Source organism: Halobacteriovorax sp., from assembly GCF_048381875.1.
GTDB classification, from domain to species: domain Bacteria; phylum Bdellovibrionota; class Bacteriovoracia; order Bacteriovoracales; family Bacteriovoracaceae; genus Halobacteriovorax_A; species Halobacteriovorax_A vibrionivorans.
The window spans coordinates 123,650-142,349 of record NZ_JBLXBP010000001.1 but is presented as its reverse complement, the minus strand read 5'-3'; the positions used below and the strand labels follow the sequence as shown (position 1 = coordinate 142,349).

20 protein-coding genes and 1 tRNA gene are annotated in these 18,700 nt (G+C 35.1%); 5 read left to right on the top strand and 16 right to left on the bottom strand.

The window, feature by feature from the left end:
• The first annotated feature begins 110 nt into the window (after positions 1-110).
• Together ACN5L8_RS00690 and ACN5L8_RS00685 are read left to right on the top strand one after the other, a co-directional pair.
• The gene (locus tag ACN5L8_RS00690) at positions 111-833 is read left to right on the top strand and encodes a YebC/PmpR family DNA-binding transcriptional regulator (RefSeq protein ID WP_419172009.1); all 723 of its coding nucleotides are present in this window, start codon (positions 111-113) and stop codon (positions 831-833) included.
• A gap of 60 nt (positions 834-893) precedes the next feature.
• On the top strand, positions 894-1,820 hold the full coding sequence (locus tag ACN5L8_RS00685) for a hypothetical protein (protein WP_419172008.1): 927 nt from the start codon (positions 894-896) through the stop codon (positions 1,818-1,820).
• Here ACN5L8_RS00685 and ACN5L8_RS00680 read toward each other — a convergent pair.
• The 9 genes from ACN5L8_RS00680 to ACN5L8_RS00640 all read right to left on the bottom strand — a co-directional run bounded on the left by ACN5L8_RS00680 (position 1,795) and on the right by ACN5L8_RS00640 (position 8,465).
• Complete coding sequence (locus tag ACN5L8_RS00680) at positions 1,795-3,417, bottom strand: Na/Pi cotransporter family protein (protein WP_419172007.1); 1,623 nt, start codon at positions 3,415-3,417, stop codon at positions 1,795-1,797. The genes ACN5L8_RS00685 and ACN5L8_RS00680 overlap by 26 nt on opposite strands.
• 226 nt (positions 3,418-3,643) lie before the next feature.
• Positions 3,644-4,468 carry a hypothetical protein gene (locus ACN5L8_RS00675; protein ID WP_419172006.1) on the bottom strand — a complete coding sequence of 275 codons (825 nt, stop codon included), beginning with the start codon at positions 4,466-4,468 and terminating at the stop codon, positions 3,644-3,646.
• Positions 4,469-4,537: 69 nt separating this feature from the next.
• Positions 4,538-5,164 (bottom strand): hypothetical protein, encoded by a 627-nt coding sequence (locus ACN5L8_RS00670; RefSeq protein ID WP_419172005.1) that lies wholly within the window; start codon positions 5,162-5,164, stop codon positions 4,538-4,540.
• An 83-nt stretch (positions 5,165-5,247) separates the two neighbouring features.
• The gene (locus ACN5L8_RS00665; protein ID WP_120404715.1) at positions 5,248-5,637 is read right to left on the bottom strand and encodes a c-type cytochrome; all 390 of its coding nucleotides are present in this window, start codon (positions 5,635-5,637) and stop codon (positions 5,248-5,250) included.
• Complete coding sequence (locus tag ACN5L8_RS00660; protein ID WP_115362326.1) at positions 5,637-6,086, bottom strand: universal stress protein; 450 nt, start codon at positions 6,084-6,086, stop codon at positions 5,637-5,639. Before ACN5L8_RS00660 ends, ACN5L8_RS00665 begins: the two co-directional genes overlap by 1 nt.
• A gap of 102 nt (positions 6,087-6,188) precedes the next feature.
• Positions 6,189-7,019: a hypothetical protein gene (locus ACN5L8_RS00655; protein ID WP_115362324.1), complete on the bottom strand. Its 831-nt coding sequence runs from the start codon at positions 7,017-7,019 to the stop codon at positions 6,189-6,191.
• A gap of 156 nt (positions 7,020-7,175) precedes the next feature.
• Positions 7,176-7,634 carry a hypothetical protein gene (locus tag ACN5L8_RS00650; RefSeq protein WP_419172004.1) on the bottom strand — a complete coding sequence of 153 codons (459 nt, stop codon included), beginning with the start codon at positions 7,632-7,634 and terminating at the stop codon, positions 7,176-7,178.
• Positions 7,635-7,951: 317 nt separating this feature from the next.
• Positions 7,952-8,028, bottom strand: a tRNA-Cys gene (locus ACN5L8_RS00645).
• 131 nt (positions 8,029-8,159) lie between these two features.
• Positions 8,160-8,465 carry an HU family DNA-binding protein gene (locus ACN5L8_RS00640; protein ID WP_115363754.1) on the bottom strand — a complete coding sequence of 102 codons (306 nt, stop codon included), beginning with the start codon at positions 8,463-8,465 and terminating at the stop codon, positions 8,160-8,162.
• Positions 8,466-8,780: 315 nt separating this feature from the next.
• Between ACN5L8_RS00640 and ACN5L8_RS00635 the strand changes: the two genes are divergently transcribed.
• Positions 8,781-10,472: a hypothetical protein gene (locus ACN5L8_RS00635; RefSeq protein ID WP_419172003.1), complete on the top strand. Its 1,692-nt coding sequence runs from the start codon at positions 8,781-8,783 to the stop codon at positions 10,470-10,472.
• Between the two features lie 22 nt (positions 10,473-10,494).
• Here the strand turns inward: ACN5L8_RS00635 and ACN5L8_RS00630 are convergent, their stop codons facing one another.
• From ACN5L8_RS00630 to queA, 7 genes are all read right to left on the bottom strand, one after another.
• Positions 10,495-11,247: a hypothetical protein gene (locus ACN5L8_RS00630; protein WP_419172002.1), complete on the bottom strand. Its 753-nt coding sequence runs from the start codon at positions 11,245-11,247 to the stop codon at positions 10,495-10,497.
• Positions 11,234-12,163, bottom strand: coding sequence for a protein translocase subunit SecF (gene secF, locus ACN5L8_RS00625; protein ID WP_120404706.1), 930 nt, complete (start codon positions 12,161-12,163; stop codon positions 11,234-11,236). The genes ACN5L8_RS00630 and secF overlap by 14 nt, the downstream gene beginning before the upstream one ends.
• Before the next feature lie 14 nt (positions 12,164-12,177).
• Positions 12,178-13,887, bottom strand: a complete 1,710-nt coding sequence (gene secD, locus ACN5L8_RS00620) for a protein translocase subunit SecD (RefSeq protein ID WP_115363762.1) — start codon at positions 13,885-13,887, stop codon at positions 12,178-12,180.
• A gap of 121 nt (positions 13,888-14,008) precedes the next feature.
• Positions 14,009-14,314 carry a Sec-independent protein translocase subunit TatA/TatB gene (locus ACN5L8_RS00615; RefSeq protein ID WP_115363764.1) on the bottom strand — a complete coding sequence of 102 codons (306 nt, stop codon included), beginning with the start codon at positions 14,312-14,314 and terminating at the stop codon, positions 14,009-14,011.
• A gap of 24 nt (positions 14,315-14,338) precedes the next feature.
• On the bottom strand, positions 14,339-14,677 hold the full coding sequence (yajC, locus tag ACN5L8_RS00610; protein ID WP_115363766.1) for a preprotein translocase subunit YajC: 339 nt from the start codon (positions 14,675-14,677) through the stop codon (positions 14,339-14,341).
• A gap of 25 nt (positions 14,678-14,702) precedes the next feature.
• The gene (gene tgt, locus ACN5L8_RS00605; protein WP_115363768.1) at positions 14,703-15,821 is read right to left on the bottom strand and encodes a tRNA guanosine(34) transglycosylase Tgt; all 1,119 of its coding nucleotides are present in this window, start codon (positions 15,819-15,821) and stop codon (positions 14,703-14,705) included.
• 6 nt (positions 15,822-15,827) lie between these two features.
• A complete protein-coding gene (gene queA, locus ACN5L8_RS00600) occupies positions 15,828-16,886 on the bottom strand; it encodes a tRNA preQ1(34) S-adenosylmethionine ribosyltransferase-isomerase QueA (protein WP_205570977.1) in 1,059 nt (352 codons plus the stop codon).
• 122 nt (positions 16,887-17,008) lie between these two features.
• Between queA and ACN5L8_RS00595 the strand changes: the two genes are divergently transcribed.
• Together ACN5L8_RS00595 and ACN5L8_RS00590 are read left to right on the top strand one after the other, a co-directional pair.
• Entirely contained in the window at positions 17,009-18,055 is a 1,047-nt protein-coding gene (locus ACN5L8_RS00595; protein WP_419172001.1) for a trypsin-like serine peptidase, read from the top strand.
• Complete coding sequence (locus tag ACN5L8_RS00590) at positions 18,042-18,656, top strand: 3'-5' exonuclease (RefSeq protein ID WP_115363772.1); 615 nt, start codon at positions 18,042-18,044, stop codon at positions 18,654-18,656. Before ACN5L8_RS00595 ends, ACN5L8_RS00590 begins: the two co-directional genes overlap by 14 nt.
• The last annotated feature ends 44 nt before the right edge of the window (positions 18,657-18,700 follow it).

Below are 18,700 nucleotides of genomic sequence, written 5' to 3'. Positions count from 1 at the left end.
CTGCATAGAGAATCGACAATCTTATTTGATGGAGGCCAAAAACTAGACGAATCGTGGCCTTTTGACTAAAACTATAGGGTAATAAAAATTAACTACTTAAGAAGGATTTTATGGGAAGAAAATCAGCAAAAATCGCGGCAAAAAAAGGTGCAGCAGACAAGGCCCGTGGCCAAGTCTTCACTAGAGCCCTAAAAGACGTATTCTTAGCTTCAAAAAGTGGAAGTGGTGACCCTGACACAAACTTTTTACTAAAAGTAGCTATTGACCGTTGTAAGAAGTTTAACGTACCAAAAGACAATATCGACCGGGCCATTAAAAAAGGCCAAGGTGGAGATGGTGTTGGCTACACAGATATAAATTATGAAGGATATGGCCCAGGCGGAGTTGCCGTATTCGTTGAAGCTTCAACAGATAATAATACGAGAACAGTTGCAAATGTACGTAGCTATTTCAATAAAGTTCAAGGATCTCTAGGACAAACTGGCTCATTAGAATTCGTTTTTAAAAGAGAAGCAAACTTTCTAGTAAATGAAGAGAATGTAAGTGATCAAGATGAATTCGAATTAGAAGTTATTGACGCTGGTGCAGAAGATATAACTTTGGAAGATGGAGTTTATGAAATTATCGCTCCTGTTGAATCATTTGGTGATATTCAAAAGAAATTACAAGAAATTAATATCACTCCAGAAGAAGCAAGACTTGAGAGAGTTCCTCTTAACTATAAAGCTATTGATGACGAAGATACTTTAAAGCAATTTGAAAGACTTATTGATTTATTAGAAGAAGACGATGATGTCGTCACTGTTTATCATAATCTTGAAGAAGAAGAGTAAGATATAAAGGGATCATTTTGATCCCTTTTTTTATATAGAATTAATACATATAATGTATTTATGGATATAAAATTAATTACACAGCTAGTGCCACTTTTCTTTTTAGGTGCAATGACATTTTTTGGAATCACATTTTTCTATTTCATAAATTCAATTAATGCCTATTACAAAAAACACGCTAAATTAATCAAAGGTAAAATTATAGCTTTCAAAGAAGAGTCTAAAACTTATCGAAGCAATAGAAGAACAACAAGAACCACTACAATTTGTCCTGTTATTGAATATTATCAAGATGGACAAAGAAAGCTCTTCTTAGGAACAAATCAAAGCTTTTTAAAGAATCGAATTGGAAAAAGTGTTGATGTATACATCATTGACGGCAAAGATGATTACGTTCTTCAAAAAGAGAATGTGTACAAAATATTCTCTCTAGCTTCATTGGCCTTCATTCTAGCTCCAATTCTAATAATCTCTACTATGGATGTCGATTTGATCTATAAAGTGGTTATTCCATTCTTTAGTATTCTACTTCTTTTACCTCCAGCAATAGGCATTAGAAAAAAAATGATTAAAAACTTAAAAGAAAGTGGAGATAACAGAAGCCTAATACAAGTAATACAAGAAAGCTTTTTAAAAAATAAGTCAATTATTGACATCAAAGATTTTGAAACTAGTGACGAGTATATTAAATCAGCAGCAAAATTTAATAAAAAAGTTTCTAATACTCATTTCTATGGAATTGTTCTCACTACGATATTCGGTTGTGGCCTGTACTACTTAATTAAACACGTTTATCACACTAAACTTCATAGTCGAGATAAAGTCTTATTTACCAACTTCCTAAATGACTTTAATAATTATCATCCAATTATAGACGAGCTTGGAAAAAATGATGATGTGACAGTCTTTTGTATACTAATCGCATTTTCAATTATCATCACTTATGGATTTATCATAAATCTTAGTGGGTGGATAAAGAGTCGTTAATATCAGAGTTTGATACCGCATGATCACTAATAAGATTATGATAATGGACTAGTTTATCCTTTAAACGCTGACTATAAGTTATCATATGCATAATAACACTAGCATCACGGCGATCAGGTGCGGCCATAAGTTTTAGAATCCTCTTATTATATTCAATTATATTAAATTGAAATTCATTTACTTCTTTTTTTAGCTCTCGCTTTTGTTCTTCATCCAAATGGGGATTAGACATTGTTTCAAAAAAGCTTAAAGTTCGAGTTGCCAGTGAGCGAATGATAATAATGAGATCACTTTTTAATTCAATATAATTCTTATCCATAGAGTCTTTTAAGTCTGATAAGTCTTTTACGGAGTCATGAATTTGAAAGATATATTCATAAATCGACATTATACGAACAATAGAATTAATCTCTTCTTCACTAGTACAAGTAGCAATATAATTTGAGAAGAAGGAGACTAATTCATCTTCTACATAATCGACATAATCCATTCTTCTCTTGGCCGCATTGAAAACACCTTTATAATTTGTTTCAATACTCAAGGTAATAAGATTGTAATTTTCTTGGACAAAATCATATGTTTTGGGAACGTTTAAATAGAGATTTCTTTCAATTTCACTAAAGTCATTATCAGGAGAGAACATACTCAGATCAAAACGTTCAAAATCCATCTTACCCTCACCTAGGACCTTATCAACAAAACGGATAAAAGGATCAATAGCAATAATGAAAATGATGGTTGTTGTTACATTAAAGATGAGATGGAAGTTTGCTAAGGCTATGGCCGGATCATCAGCTAATAATTTAAACTTATCCCCCCATATAAAAACGATGGGCAAGAAAAGGACAACACCACCAAAATTGAATAAGAAGTGAGATAAAGCAGTTTTCTTTGCAGCGATATCCATATTCACAATCGAGATAAGGGCCGTTACAGTTGTTCCGATATTGGCCCCCATTAGAATTGGGACCGCATTTCCTACTGATAGAATTCCCTGCTGAGTTAGAATGATGGCCAAACCAGTCGTAACAGATGAAGATTGAACGACTGCTGTTATAATCATACCAACCAGAACTCCTAAGAATGGATTATGAGGTTTTGATAAAAATGAGATGAGTCTTTCATCACTTTGTAGAGGTACAAGAGTTGAAGAAATAAGATGTAGGGCAAAGAAAACAAAACCAAAATAAAATAATGATTTAGCAAATACAGAGTACTTCGTCTTTATTAATGATAAAAAGAAACTCAATATAATAAAAACAGGACCAAAAGCTGTTAATTTAAAAGCAACCAATTGTGCTGTAATAGTCGTACCAACATTTGAACCAAAGATAATACCCACAGAGTTTTTAAAAGACAGAACACCAGCATTAACTAAACTGATAGCTATGACAGATGTTGCTGAACTTGATTGAACAACTGCTGTAACAAATGCACCAATGAGAACACCAATACTTGTATAATTAGTTACCTTTCCGATAAATTTTCTGAACTGATCTCCAGTAACTTTTTGAACCTCTTTTGAAAAATTCTCTAGTCCAAAAATAAATAAGATAACACTGGAAGTTGCAGCAATGAATATATTGAAATCACCCATATTTTCGTACCGTGTTTAGAAAATTATTAAGATAAATAATAAGTAATTATAGTACAAAAACAACTAAAGAACATACAATATTGTCAGTAAAATCAGATAGAAATAAAACTAGTTAATCAGCTAAAATAGTTCTCTCGATTATCAAGTATATGGCCAAAGCCCTTCAACACTGGTCATAGGAAGGCCTCTTTTATTTAAGAGGCCTTTTTTTATTTCAGGTAAAATTTTAGTTAAAGAAGTCCATATATCTTTTAAACCATCTTGTCTCACCAAAACGATCAACAACAGCTTCAAAGAATATTTCAACAGAGGATTCTTGAAGTCCCATTTGATCGTAGGACAACTCCTCATATAAATTCATAATAAGGCTTGGTGAAAATTCATTCATAAGGCGATCTAAGTAATCACGGCCCTGCTTTGGATTTCGAGTGATAAGATAATCGAAAATAGATAGACGTTTTATATCACTTGCTTCAGGGGATCTCTTTTGAATACTTAAACCATTATCAAAATGATGCCACTGTGGTGACTTATCATTTACAGTTCTAATACAAAGAGTGACTGTAGGGTTATGTTCATGGAGGACACGATGTGAAAACTCAAGTCCCCTCTTAATTTCTCTAATATCATTTGTAACAAGCGTCTCATCTACAATACACTCTAAATTAGATAAGAAAATATCATCAAAGAATTCTTCATCTTTAGTTACTTTAAAAACCTCATGTCTTGACTCTCCATATAGGACTTGAAAAGCGCCACTAAAAGAATGTGAATGAATCGAAGTATCTAATGTTTGCCAAAAATAGAGATCAACAACAAAGTGCCCGTTATTAAACAAAGTAATTGGAGGCTGACCAAAACCATTATAAACATTTACCTGTTCTGGAAGAACTTTTGTTTCAAGACTCCATTTTGCAATAAAATCCTCTAATTCATGGATATCCACTTTAATTGACTTATTTTTAAGATATTCATAACAAGCATGAGAAAAATTCTCATTATTAAGCTTTAAGTCTTCAATCTCTTTACCTATATTTAAAATCTCATTCATTTTGGCCCGCTTTAAAATAAAAAAGCCGGTCAAAGACCGGCCATTAGAGTATATATTAAATCATATATCTTACTCATCACAAGCTTTTTTGTAATCATTAATACCTTCTACCAACGATATATCAATATGCGTTCTTTTCCCATTAACAAAACCTAGATCACGTGTACCAAAAAGCATACATTCTATTTTTCCTGTCATTTCATCATTGATACTATCTTCATCACGTAGATCATAAAAACATGAAGATGCATAACCTCTATTCTCGAGAAAATCTTTTAAGTTAGTAGAAATTGGTTTAGATTTTAAGTACTGACTAAGCTGATACCCGCATGTTGAATACTTAGAAGATAATTCTTTGCTAGTATAATTATCAACATTTATCGAGAAAGAAATATCTCTATTCTTAGTATTAATTCCATTTGGAATATATTCTTTAATAGCAGGAATTATGGCCTCTCCATTCTCGTCAGTCACAATAGACTTATAAAATAGACTCTTAAACTGACACGGATTACCAACGCTCCAGTAAATCCTCATACATTTACTATAAGAAGCTTGTACTTCTACAATAGCTCCTTTTACTGGCCGACCACTTTCATCAACAATAGTAATTAGTCGCTCTGGTGTATCAATCGATACGCTAGCAAGACAAGATAAAGACGTTATCGCAACAATAGTAATAAGTAACTTTTTCATGAGACTCCCTAATATTAAATTAGATTATTTCATTTGAATAAATCATATTTAGTAGGAAGTCATATTAATTTGAAAAACTTACATTATAATGAATAAAGATAGCTCTCTAAATCCTTAATATCTTGTTTTGACAGAGGACTTTTCCATCCTGGCATTGATTCCTTAGAACGGGAAACAAGAAGATAGAAATTAAAATTAGGTACTTCTTTTGAGAGATTAGATAAGTCAACATTATCAATCATATTTCCATCTTGGCCATGACAACTCATACAATTCTTTGAATAAATCTTTTTACCGCGTACTACAGAGTTTGCATCAAGCACTCTTTTTATATTCTCTGGTGATCGACTCATATCTTTTGGAATAATACCATGTCTCATCTTTTGTCCATGATAGTACTCACGTGAGTCAGTGTTTATACTAGAGCATGAACTTACAAATACAAGTAACAAACAAATATAGATATACTTCATTAGTCATTTTCTCTAAGTATCATTAAACGACATGGAGCATGCCCAACCATATATTCAGCAAATGAGCTTGAAAATAATCCGCTAAAACCGTGCTTCCCTCGAGTCTCAATTATCATTTCATCAATTGAATTCTCTTGTGCATATTCTTTTAGTGCAATTTTAGAAGAGTTTGCAAAAAGGCATTTACCAATAACTTTCCCCTTATAATCAGAAGGTATAAGCTCTTTAGATAGGCCCTGAAGTAAAGTAGCAACAGACTTTTCAATATCATCCATTTGGCTTTCTAAAGGATATGAAGCAAAGTAGAAAGTATCAGCATAGACCTGTGTCTCAAACCCATGAACGAAGTGAACTTCATCCCAACGACTCCAGTCATAATTTTTTAATTGTCCTTTAAAAGAATTAATTGATTCATTAGTGACATCGACACAAATCATTAGTTTACTCATAGCTATCCCCTTGTGGATCTTTACTTCACTATAGAGTATCTGTTTATTTGTGTGAGTTAAATATGACTTATATCAGGTAAAACAAAATTTAAGCAATAAAGTTTAAAATCTTATACCTGCACCAATATAGAAGTTCATACCACTTTGATCAATTTGTTGATTAAATCCACTTTCATGCTCCATTGGGGCCAAAACATAGTTACGCTGTTCTGCTCCAACCGAAACAAAGAAGCGATCCCAAAAGATTGCCTTGGCCTCAAGAGAGACACCATAAGAATAACCACCAATATCATCATAGTGATTATCCTCATATTTTTGACCATTATAGTATGTATTAGTATCTGATTTAACATGGACAAGCCCAGCACTTACGCCAGGACTTAAATCTAACTTAAGTTCAGGTGTATTAACTAGACGGATTGCATATTTCATTCCAAGTTGAATATCATTTAAAACGGTTATATTATCGGCCTCGTATACATCATATCGATCGTCATTGAAAAGATCTCCTTGTGTATACCCAACATGACGGCCATTCATTTGATACTTTCTATATGTATCTGCTAATTCGATACTAAAATTATCTGTGACAAGATATTCAATCGATATTTTGTGTCCTTCTTTAAATTCAATATTTTCATCAAACATCTTATTAAAGTCTTCACCACCAAAGTTATAAATATCATCTTCATCGTGTCCAACATTATATGAAGAGTCCACAGCTGAATAATTTATCTGGGAATAAGTAATAACAAAGCGTTTGCGAATTCCATCAAGAATATCTTCTTCATCGACCTTACCTTCCTCAACTTCAACTGGCTCAAAGATAGCATCATTATTTCTCACTAATTCGTTAAGATGCGAATGCTCAATATTATAATCATTAGCTAATACTTGAGCTCCTAACAGCAGTGCGAAAGTTGTTTTCTTCATAATTATCCTTATTTTGATTTACGTTCTAAATTAATTAAAAAGTATCATAATATTGAATACGAAAAGGCCTATACAAGAGAATTCATGTACTATTTGCATGTTAATTTTTTATACAAAGTTCAATAGTTCAAACCACTTACCGTTAAAACAAACAATTCAATTACTAGGTTTGTCACAGATATAAGCATAAGATTGATATGTTGAAATATCACATCTGTCAGAGAAATTATTTATAAATAGAACATTGCCACCTGCTTTTAATACTTCATCAGTTAGAGGCTTATAATCTATTTCGCAATATACATTATTACTAAATAAGGGCTTTCTTGAATATGATGAGTATTTTTTTACAAGCTTTAGCTTCTTACATTTATTAACCCTTTCTATGTTAAAGGTGATATCAACCTTACCATTTAATTCTTTTTTATTTCTCGACTTTAATTCTTTAACAAATTTAGAATCCGGCTTGATCTCAGGGCCAATTAATGTTTGTAGGCCATAATTTAGAAATTCAAAAGCAGCTTCTTTTCCGGCATATACGTTATATGAAGATAGCAATAAGATACAGGCTACAGAGTGAATGATAAATGTATGTTTATAATATTTTAAATTCATTTAACGCGTACAATTCTGAGTGATTATTATTAAATTATAACCTAATAATGAATACGATCATTAAATTTTAAATGTCTTAAAAAAGAGGATTATGGTTAGGCAGTATGCGATGGATTTGCCCTCTCCCATTCAAACAAGTCATAAAGAGAAATCTCTGGCGTGCATGGTGTCCGACTCGTCCCATCGTGGGACTCGCTGGATTGTTCGGCTTCATCTGCTCCTGCAGATGCCGCCTCCAAAACTCGGGAAGACATGTTTAAATTCGAGACTCGGACTCAGAAAATAAAAAAGCCTCCCATTGGGAGGCTTTTTTATTTTGGAGGACGAGACCGGATTTGAACCGGTGAAAAACAGTTTTGCAAACTGCCCTATTAGACCACTCTAGCACCCGTCCGCATGAATGATTTTAGATTTTCTATAATATGGATATTTTTTGATAAGTCAATCTAAATACTTAAGAATATTGACCTGCCACTAATGCAGCAGGCCTATATTAAGTATTGAAAATTAACTTGGAAGACGTAATTAAGCTTCGCGAATTACGTATTTGTCCTTACCTTCATCAACCATTTCACGTAGCTGCTTTCCAACTTTGAAGAAAGGTACTTTCTTAGGTGGAACCTTAACAACCTTACCAGTCTTAGGGTTACGCCCTTCATAAGCTTTGTAATTACGATTAGCAAATGAACCAAAACCTCTGATTTCGATTCTTTCGTCGTTAAATAAAGCATTGATCATGTCATCAAAACAAATATTTACAACTGTTTCGGCCTGCTTGTGAGTTACATTGGCCTGCTTTTCAATTGCTGCGATCAAATCTGCTTTTGTCATTTTTATCTCCTCTCTAACGTTACGAGAACTTATTTTACTTCTAAACTTAATTCCACGATATTTAGTTACCTACTTATCGTCCAAGTCTCTAAAAACATTAGATATATTTATAATGCCACAAAATATTTACTGCTACTTAGTGCCTGCTAAATCTTCCACATATCATAACATATTGAAATTACATAAAAACGGACAAAAACACGAGGAAATGTAAGAAATTAACCTAAAATTAAAGAAGTAATAGAAAAATGGCGATTAAGTACTTAGATATTTGAGGGATTTAAGCCAATGAAGGTAATTTATCTAATTCTATTCATGTTTATAACTAGTTCATGTGTTCCACAGGTTGCACGTCCAGACGGATTCTTTGACGATGTGGAATTCTCAGATACATGTGAAGGACTATACTTTCTCCTAAACGAAGGAAATGTCTGTGCTTCTTCATGTAATGACGGTGAAGTCGTTGCTGATGAAGAACAACTACAAGAGCTACTTGCTGAAAATGAATTTGAAGAATTTATCCTAGATAATATCGAAATTTCTGAAGGTGTTTGTATTACTCCTCCTGAGGTTATTGAAAGACCAAGTGATTCAATTTTTATCGATGATGACTTTTGTATTTGTAAGAATCAAAAAGTGGCCTCAGTAACAAGTGGACCAGATTGTGCAGCGACATGTCTTGAAAAAGAAGTTACTGTTGCAACGATTTTTGGAAGTGTTACTCCAGGTGCAAAAGTAAAAGATGATGAACAGCTACAGAACCTATTTGGTTTTTGTAATAATGCTTTAGATAATACTCCAGACGGACAAGATGCGAACCCTCCATCATGTGAGCTCATTGCTACAGATATTGATGGAAGACGATTTGCAACGAACCTTAAAACTTATCAAGGAACAAACCTCTTTGAAGCGAATTTAGAATCAACTGGTGCGCGTTTTGGGGAAGCTTATACTTTTCATATCGAAGAGACAGGCTCAGGAATTGAAAACGCACAAAGTGATTACGAACAATTTAAATTATTTGAGCCAGGTGATGACGATGAGTACGAAGGAAACTTAAAGATCAAACTCGTTTCTCAATACACTTGTATGATTCGTGCAACGGCCACAAGCCCAAATTACGATGCATCACAATCAATTTATCTTGATACAATTAGAAAGCACTTCTATATGCCAATTGACTACCCTACACCTTACTTACCACCAGGTGTGAGTGATACAATCTTTTGTCATGACTATATTAAAGAAGGTCAAACTGATGATGCTCCACAGTTTTCAAGACTTGAGCTTACGCCAGGTCACTTCTCATTATGGGATGTAAATGATGTGCGTTTTATAAAAGATGGTGAGATTAGAACTGTTGATTACTTAATCAAACAGAGAATGATTGATATGGGTGCTAATGTTAGTGGAAATAAAGAATACTTTGCTCCGCTTGAAACATGTGTCGCTCCAAACGTAAGTGTTGAAGATGGTGGCATGCCAGAGGCCTGTACATCAGCAGACTCAGGCTTAATTTCTTCAGGATTAGCAATGATTCCATTCTTTACTGACAATTCTGGAAATGCAATCTGTCCTGGTGAAGCTGAATATAATTCAAGCACAATTGAATTTAGAGCTATTGGAGAGATCGTTGGTGTCCCAACCGAAGGCCTCTACTTTGCCAAAGGGCCGAGAGAAGTTATCGATCTTGGTGACGGAAATAAACAAGAAGTAAAACCAGCAGACGTTATGTTCATTCGTGAGTCACAACTGAAAAAGATTTGGTTCCACCTAACAAGTAATGGTGTTCACTATAAACCAACAGCAGATACTGTATCGCAGCCAACGTATTTCTATTGGCCAGCAGATGAAGATGCCCCATACGTTCAAAAACGTGGATATCAGAAGCTATATCAAGTCATGCACTCAAGTGAGTTAACAAGTAGTGGATACACAACATCTATTCCTACAACGATCAAACCACTTGATAGAAAAATGGCCTGTATTCCAATTACCCAACAGTGATCCTAGAAGGCCTTAAAGAAATTTAGAGCACACGTTCGACAAAAATGTCCAGCGTTGGACCTAAGTAGTCTTTATATAAGAAATAAAGAATCCCTACTTTTAGACCTGTTGAGATCACAAAGAATAAGAGTCCTTTAACAAAACGAGTAAGGATAAAATCATCTTTTTTAATGATCTTACGTCTTAGAAAGAAGTTGATAATAATTAAGCCTATAATCGTAAAGAATGCCAACTTCATAACCTTTTTATCTTGAGTTAATTCAAAAAGATATAGTAAGGCCTTTTCATCCTTTACCATTCCAATGAGAAAGCTTGTAAGCCTCTCTGAGTTAATAAGAAAGCCGGCCATGGGCTTGCCTTCAAGAGATGAATGAATCATTTGAGCAATTTCATCATCAGGCATGTATTTGAATTGAGAATTAATCATTTTAATGGCCATACGCATTTGAGCAGGATTTGTTTTAGAAATACCTGTCGTTCCTAGGCCTTGGGGCAAGGCCTTAGAACCATTTGTCGATAGCTCACTGGCCTTCAATTTCTCACTCAAATCTTTTAGATTTGGTGTTTCACCACTTTCGTCTTGGTCACTATCTTCGATTTGCTTTGAAAGAGTGTTAATCGACTCTTGTAGCTCCTCTATTTTATCTTCATTTGATTGGTGATGCTGGCCACGATCGTAGTCCTCACCATAAGCAAAAACCCCATGCGTCCAAAAAAGAACGCATAGGGATAATATAAGAAAATTAAAATTAATTAATATCTTAAGCTTGTGCATTTACTGTATTTGAACTCTTTCCATCTCTTAGACGATCAAATAATAAAACAACAGGTGCTGCAACAAAAACAGATGAGTAAGTACCAACAACAACACCAAGAGTGATTGCCATAAAGAAATCACGGATAGCAAGACCACCGATAAAGAACATAGTTGCTGATACAAATAACGTTGTACCAGAAGTTAGAATTGTTCTTGAAAGTGTTTCGTTAATTGCATTGTTGATATGCTCTTTAATATCACGGCCGACAAACTTTGCCTCGTGCTCACGAACACGATCATAAACAATAACCGTATCGTTTACTGAGTAACCAATAACCGCAAGAATGGCAGCAACAGTTTGAAGTGTGAATTCAGTTCCAGTAAGAGCAAAAACACCTAGGATAATTGAAACATCGTGGAATAGAGCAACAATTGCACCTGGTGAGTATTTAAAGTCAAAGCGAAGACCTACATAGACCATAATCGCTAGAAGTGCCCAAAGCATTGCTAAGAAACCAGACTTTCTAAGCTCCGCACCGGCCTTTGGACCAACGATATCAACCTTTCTAATCTCAACACCGTCAGCTGCATACTTAGACGTTAAAGTCTTTGAAACCTTATCTGTTACTTCATTAAGGTTTTCTTCATTTGCCGAAACCTTAAGTAGGTATTCATTTTCAGATGCTTCACCAATTGTCTGCATTGTGATTCCAGAGAATCCTGCATCCTTCATGGACTTTCTTAATTCATTTAAGTTTTCAGATTTTTGAAACTTAACTTGAATTTCAGCACCACCACGGAAATCAACCCCATACTTCATTTTAGTTGCGATAAGGAAGATAGATCCGATTACTAATATTGCTGAGATAATTGATGTTATCCCAAACTTTTTTACAAAATTGATATTTGTATTACTTCTAATTATTTCAAACATTAATTACTCCAACCTTAAATACTTAAATCCTGACCTTCAACTTTATTCATATAGAATTCGAAGAAGATTTTAGAAACAAAGTAAGATGTATAAACTGTTGCAAAGATACCGATAAGTAGTGTTACCGCAAAACCTCTAATTGGACCTGTACCAAAGTTTAGTAGACAGATACCTGCAAGTGCAGTTGTGATATTGGCATCAATAATTGTCCAAAATGCTGAATTAAAACCATTTTCAACGGCTTTATAGAAGCCTACATTCTTACGTATCTCCTCTCGAATACGCTCGTAGATAATGATATTAGCATCAATTGCCATACCAACAGTAAGAGCGATCCCAGCAATACCAGGAAGAGTAAGAGTAGCACCTAGCCCAACTAACATCGCAAGGATAATTAGAACGTTTAGTGCAAGAGTTGTAATAGCAAACATCCCAGAAACTCTGTAGTAAACTAAGATAAATCCAAATACAAGAACACACCCGATGATGGCAGCAAATCTCGCTTTATCAATCGAGTCAGCACCAAGTGATGGACCAACAGTCCTTTGCTCTAAGAAATCAAGTTGAACAGGAAGAGCACCAGCTCTAAGAACTAAAGCAAGGTCTCTTGCTTCTTTCAGTTGCTCGTTGTAACTCTTTCCACCAAGCGAAATCGTTGCACGTCCACCAGCAATTTTACCGTTGATACGCGGAGCTGAGTAAACATTTCCATCAAGTGTAATTGCCATTAAACGGCCAACATTTTCTCCCGTAACTTCAGCAAAGATCTTTGCTCCACGAGACTTAAAGTTTAGACCAACTTCTGGTTGATTATTTTGTTGTGGATTAAATTGAACTCTTGCATCTTCAAGGTCTTCACCTGTAAGACGTGGAGTTGCTTCAATAAGGTATGGTACAAGTTGTAAAATATCACCCTTAGCATTAGTCACACGCTCAAAAGCAAGAACATGTCCCTTAGGTAGGTCTTGTCTTACTAATTCATTAACCTTTGATACATAAGTTGAGAAACGCTCACCTTTTTTGTACTCAAGCCCTTCTTCTTTTGCCTTTGATACCCAACCTTGGATAGTTGCAGGAGCAATTTCAGAATTTACCATTTTGAACTCAAGCTTAGCTGTTTTACCAATAAGCTCTTTTGCTCTTTCAATATCCTTAACACCAGGAAGTTGAACAACGATACGATCTGTCCCCTGTGAAACGATTTCTGGCTCTGTTACACCAAATTCGTCAATACGGTTACGGATAACTTCAATCGATCTTTTTACTGACTGTTCTTCGATATCAGTTTTAACTTTCTTAGTTAGAGCGATTGAAATCGTACTTCCTGTATCACCTGTGATTCTGATTAAACCATTATAAGTGTCATGAATAACACTTTTTACAGCTTCATTATCAGCAGCTGAATTCAGAAGAATCTCAAGTTTTGGATCAAGAGGATCTGATGCATCGATATCACCTAGCTTGAATCCACTTCCCGTTTCATCTTTAAAGCTAAATTCTACACGACGTGCATAACCCTTTACTTCATCTTTATAAACTTTCTTAAAGTCGATCCCTAGGATCATATAAAGACCACCTTGAAGGTCTAGACCTAGGTTAATCTTGGACTTTACAGGAAAGTTATCTGTTTCTTTAAAATTAAATGCAGTAGGTACTATTGAAATACCTGAAATGATCGCTACGATAAGTAAAAATACGAAGCGATACCACCAGCCTCTTCTCATTAGATTCTCCTAATCCTTGGGTTTTCTTAGATTTTCTCAATATCTGAGTTAAATAAACTACAAAAATTATATGAGAATAACTACTTAAAAACAATATGAAGAATAGATTAATTTCAGAAACTTACGAGTCTTTTGATTTTGGGTTTTCTGCTTCGACTTTATCTTGTGATGCATCAACGACTTCATCCTGCCCAGACTCGAGCTGCGCATCGTTTTGTGTTGATTGATCGGCGACTTTTTCAGTTGCTGCTGAGTTTTGCTCAGCAGCATCATTTACGTGATCCATTAAGTCATCTTTGGCCTTTTGGAACTCTCTTAGTCCTTTTCCTAAACCTTTTGCAAGTTCAGGTAGTTTCTTAGGCCCGATAAAAATCAGGGCAAAAACTAAAACAATGAGTAACTCTCCAGCTCCAAAGCCACCAAACATACTTAACTCTCTTTAAGAATAAGACTATTTGTCTTGTTTATTAGAAAGGATTGCTTCTTCTAATCCACCAAGTTGTGAACGAAGAACCTTAATTTTAACACCTTCTGCAATTTCAAGGTCAACAATCTTTTCAGTCATCCCAACAATTGTACCAAAAATTCCAGACTTTGTGTAAACACGATTACCTTTTTCAAGAGTATCAAGCATTTTCTTTTCTGCTTCGATCTGTTTTTTCTGAGGTCTAAAAACTAGAAAATAAAAAATAGCGACAACAGCAATGATTGGAACAAAGTTCATAGCAGTACTTGGCTGTCCAGCAGCTGCACCTTGTGCATATGCGTTTGAGATAAATAAATCTAACATTAATTTCTCCTAATAGAGTTTTAAATTATTGGCCTGCGGCCCATTTTCGTGAAGTGTATCTGTTATAAAATTCTTTATAATAATCGTCAAACCTATCATCAAGAATCGCTTGTCGTGCATCTTGAGTCATCTTAATCATGAAATAGAGATTATGATAAGTAATAAGGTTCCCCGCTAGAAACTCTCCAGTTGTATAAAGATGACGAATATATGAGCGTGAATAAGTCTTACAAACCTTACAATCACAACTAGGATCAGCTGGAAGAGTGTCTTCTCTAAAGCGAAGATTTTTAATATTAAGTGGCCCATCATGTGTTAAGAACTGGCCGTTGCGAGCGTTTCTTGTGGGAAGAACGCAATCAAACATATCAATTCCAGCGCGAATCCCGTTAAGAATATCAAGAGGCTTACCAACTCCCATTAGGTATCTTGGTTTTTGATCAGGCATCGTATGAACAAAGTCATTTAGGAAATCCACCATCTCTTCATTCTTTTCTCCAACAGAAAGTCCCCCAAGAGCAAGACCTGGAAAGTCCATCTCTTCAAGTCGTTGCATACATTCCGTACGCAGGTCTTTATGGAGTCCTCCTTGAACAATTCCAAAAAGTTTTTGATAGTCGCGAAGCTTATAATCAATACAACGCTTGGCCCATCTTAAAGTTAGCTCCATACTTTCACGAAGAGTATCTTTTGTAGCAGGAAGTTTTGGACATTCATCAAATGCCATAACAATATCTGAGCCTAGGCCCTTTTGAATCTCCATACTTTTTTCTGGAGAGATGAGATGCTTTGACCCATCGATATGTGAAGAGAAAGTCACCCCTTCTTCTGTAATTTTATTGATATCTGAAAGTGAGAATACTTGGAATCCACCTGAGTCAGTAAGGATCGGCTTATCCCAATTCATGAAGCCATGAAGGCCACCACCAACTTTTTCAATGAGCTCATGCCCTGGCCTTAAGTATAAGTGATAAGTATTTCCAAGAATAATTTGTGCATTCATTTCATACAAATCTTCTTGCCACATACACTTAACAGATGCACGAGTTCCAACAGGCATAAAGATAGGTGTTTTAATCTCACCGTGCTCAGTTGTAATTGTTGTTGCGCGGGCCTTACCGCTATATCCTTCAACTTTAATCATATTCAATTACCTCAATATCAACATCGCATCACCATAAGAGAAAAAGCGGTACTTCTCTTTCACAGCAATGTCATATAATTCAAGAGTCTTTTCACGACCGATTAACGCACTAACAAGCATAAGTAGTGTCGATTTTGGTAGGTGAAAATTCGTTATTAAACCATCAATACTTTTCACATCCACACCTGGATGAAGAAAAATATCTGTGTCTTTAAGTTCACCAGGAGTATAGTTTTCAACTCCCGCCTGCCATATCGTCTCAAGTGTTCTTAAACTTGTTGTCCCAACAGCAAATCGTTTTTTTGCATTTTTAATCTTTTCAAAATCACTCTTATCAACGCAATAATTTTCACTATGCATTTTATGATCTTCTAGATTATCGACTTTAACAGGAGCAAATGTTCCAAGCCCAACATGTAATGTTACCTTGGCAATATCGTGACCTTCTTCTTTTATTTTTGATAGAAGTTCATCTGTGAAGTGTAGGCCAGCAGTTGGTGCAGCAACACTTCCCAACTCATTAGCAAAAACTGTTTGATAATCTTTCTTATCTTGCTCATCAGACTCTCCTCCTCGAATATAAGGAGGAATTGGAACAAGAGCATGTGCGTTTAAATAATTAATAAGATCATTACCTATGAGAGAAGGTCGAATCAAAAACTCCCCTTCTATATTTCCATTGATTTCAATCGTAAGTCCGTCTTCAAAATGATAGATATCACCAGCTTTCTTTTTCCCATTGGCCTTAACAAGGGCGCGATATAGGCCATCTTTATTTGGCTCAACAGTTAGAAAGAAGACCTCAATACTTCCACCAGTTTCTTTCTTGCCTTTTAGACGACATGGAAACACCTTACTCTGATTTAAAACAAGAGTTGTCTCTTGCGGTAGAAAATTAACTAATTCATTAAAAGTGTGATGAGAAACTGTATCAGTCTGACAGTTATAGACGAGAAGACGCGAATGATGACGTCCCTCAACTGGCCTAGTCGCAATTAACTCCTTAGGCAAATCGTAGTCATATGCAGACAGTTGCAAATCTTCTTTATTTATAGGCTTATCCATAGGGCGGATAGTAGCGTGAAATTAGGTAATCGTCATCATGTAAGTTTTTCAAATTACAACTTTCTTATGTTCAATATTAGAGAAAACTGCAAAAACTTACAAAAATTAAAAGAGAGGGAATCTTGAAGCACAAATTATTTAAAATCGCTGCACTTTCATTAGTTATTTCAACAAATGCTATGGCCATGAATAAAGTAATCTACGGCCAGGATAATCGCGTTAGTATTGAAGAATCTGACAAAGGATTTCTTGTTGATAGTGTTGCAGCAATGGTACCAAGTTATATTTTTGCGAGATCAGAATCAGGTGAAGTTCTGGACTCGATTTTTAAGAGTTTTCCTACTCTAAAATCTCATAGAGGTTACCCAACATGTTCAGATATGAAATTTAGATCTGAACCAACAATATCTAGCTGTACTGGTTTTTTAATTGGTGAAAACCTTCTTATGACTGCAGGTCACTGCATGATTAAGGGCGGGACTCAAGTAGCAGACACAGTATCAGATAGCTGTAAGAAAAATAAATGGGTCTTTAACTACAAGGCAACTTCTGTAAACTCAGATGGGAAATTAGTCATTGAAAAGAATGAAGTATATGGATGTAAGAGAGTTGTTGCAGCATCTTACACTGGTCTTCTAGACTATGCAGTGGTTGAACTGGATCGTCGCGCAGCAGATAAGAAGCCACTAAAGCTAAATCTTAAATCAACTGCAGTAAAAGAAGGTACTGATATTTATGTTGCTGGCCACCCTACTGGACTACCACTTAAGGTATCTGGTGATGCAAAAATTGTAACAAATAAACCATATCGAAATGATGTCACAACAGATCTTGATACATTTGCAGGAAATTCAGGTTCTCCTGTTCTAAATTCGAAAGATGAAGTTGTAGGAATTCTTGTTGCAGGTGAAATCGATTATGTTTTTGACTACGATAAAATGTGTTACCGCGTAAATAAGTGTGAAGGACAAGGTAAGAAATGTGACCGTATGTCTTATCCATCAAAAGGCGCAATGGGTGAAACTGTAACGAAAATCGCAGCAGCAAACCATGACTATGTTTTAAAGAAAGTTTTAGGTCCACTTTTCATAAACCAAAATGTTTACGAAGAAGAAGATGAAGAAGAAATCCTTGAAGAAGTTGAAGAGATCTTAAATGCAGGATTCTAAAACAAAGAAAGTCCAAAATGGACGTATCAGTAAAGAAGAAATTAATAAGCTTGAGCTTATTGATTTTGATGGAAAGATCCACCTAATTGATACGGAAGAGAAGTCGCAACAAGCGCAAGAGAGTTTTCAAAAACATTTAGAAGATAATTCAATTACAGGCCTTGATACAGAATCAAGGCCTTCTTTTAAAAAGAGCGATAATTTTCAAATCAGTCTTGTTCAGGTTTCTTTTGAAGATGAGTGCTATCTTTTTCGCCTTAATCTAATTCAATGCCCAGATTACTTAAGAGAGTATCTCGAAAATCCAGATATTATTAAGACAGGTGTTGCCATTAAAGATGACTGTCGTGATTTAAAGAAACACTTTCAGATAACGGCTAAAGGCGTGATTGATGTTCAGGATCTGGCCAAGAAAGCTGGGTATGTCACACTTGGGCTGAGGTCACTGACCGGACTTCTAATGAATCGCAAGATCTCCAAGGCAGCAAAGCTTACTAACTGGGAAAATCCAAAGTTGACGCCACCACAGATTCGTTATGCGGCCACAGATGCTTGGATTTCACTAAAGCTTTATCAGGCCCTAAAGTTGAAAGAATCGTAAACTTTATTCATTAAATCCCAACATTCTTTATCAAAAATATGCTT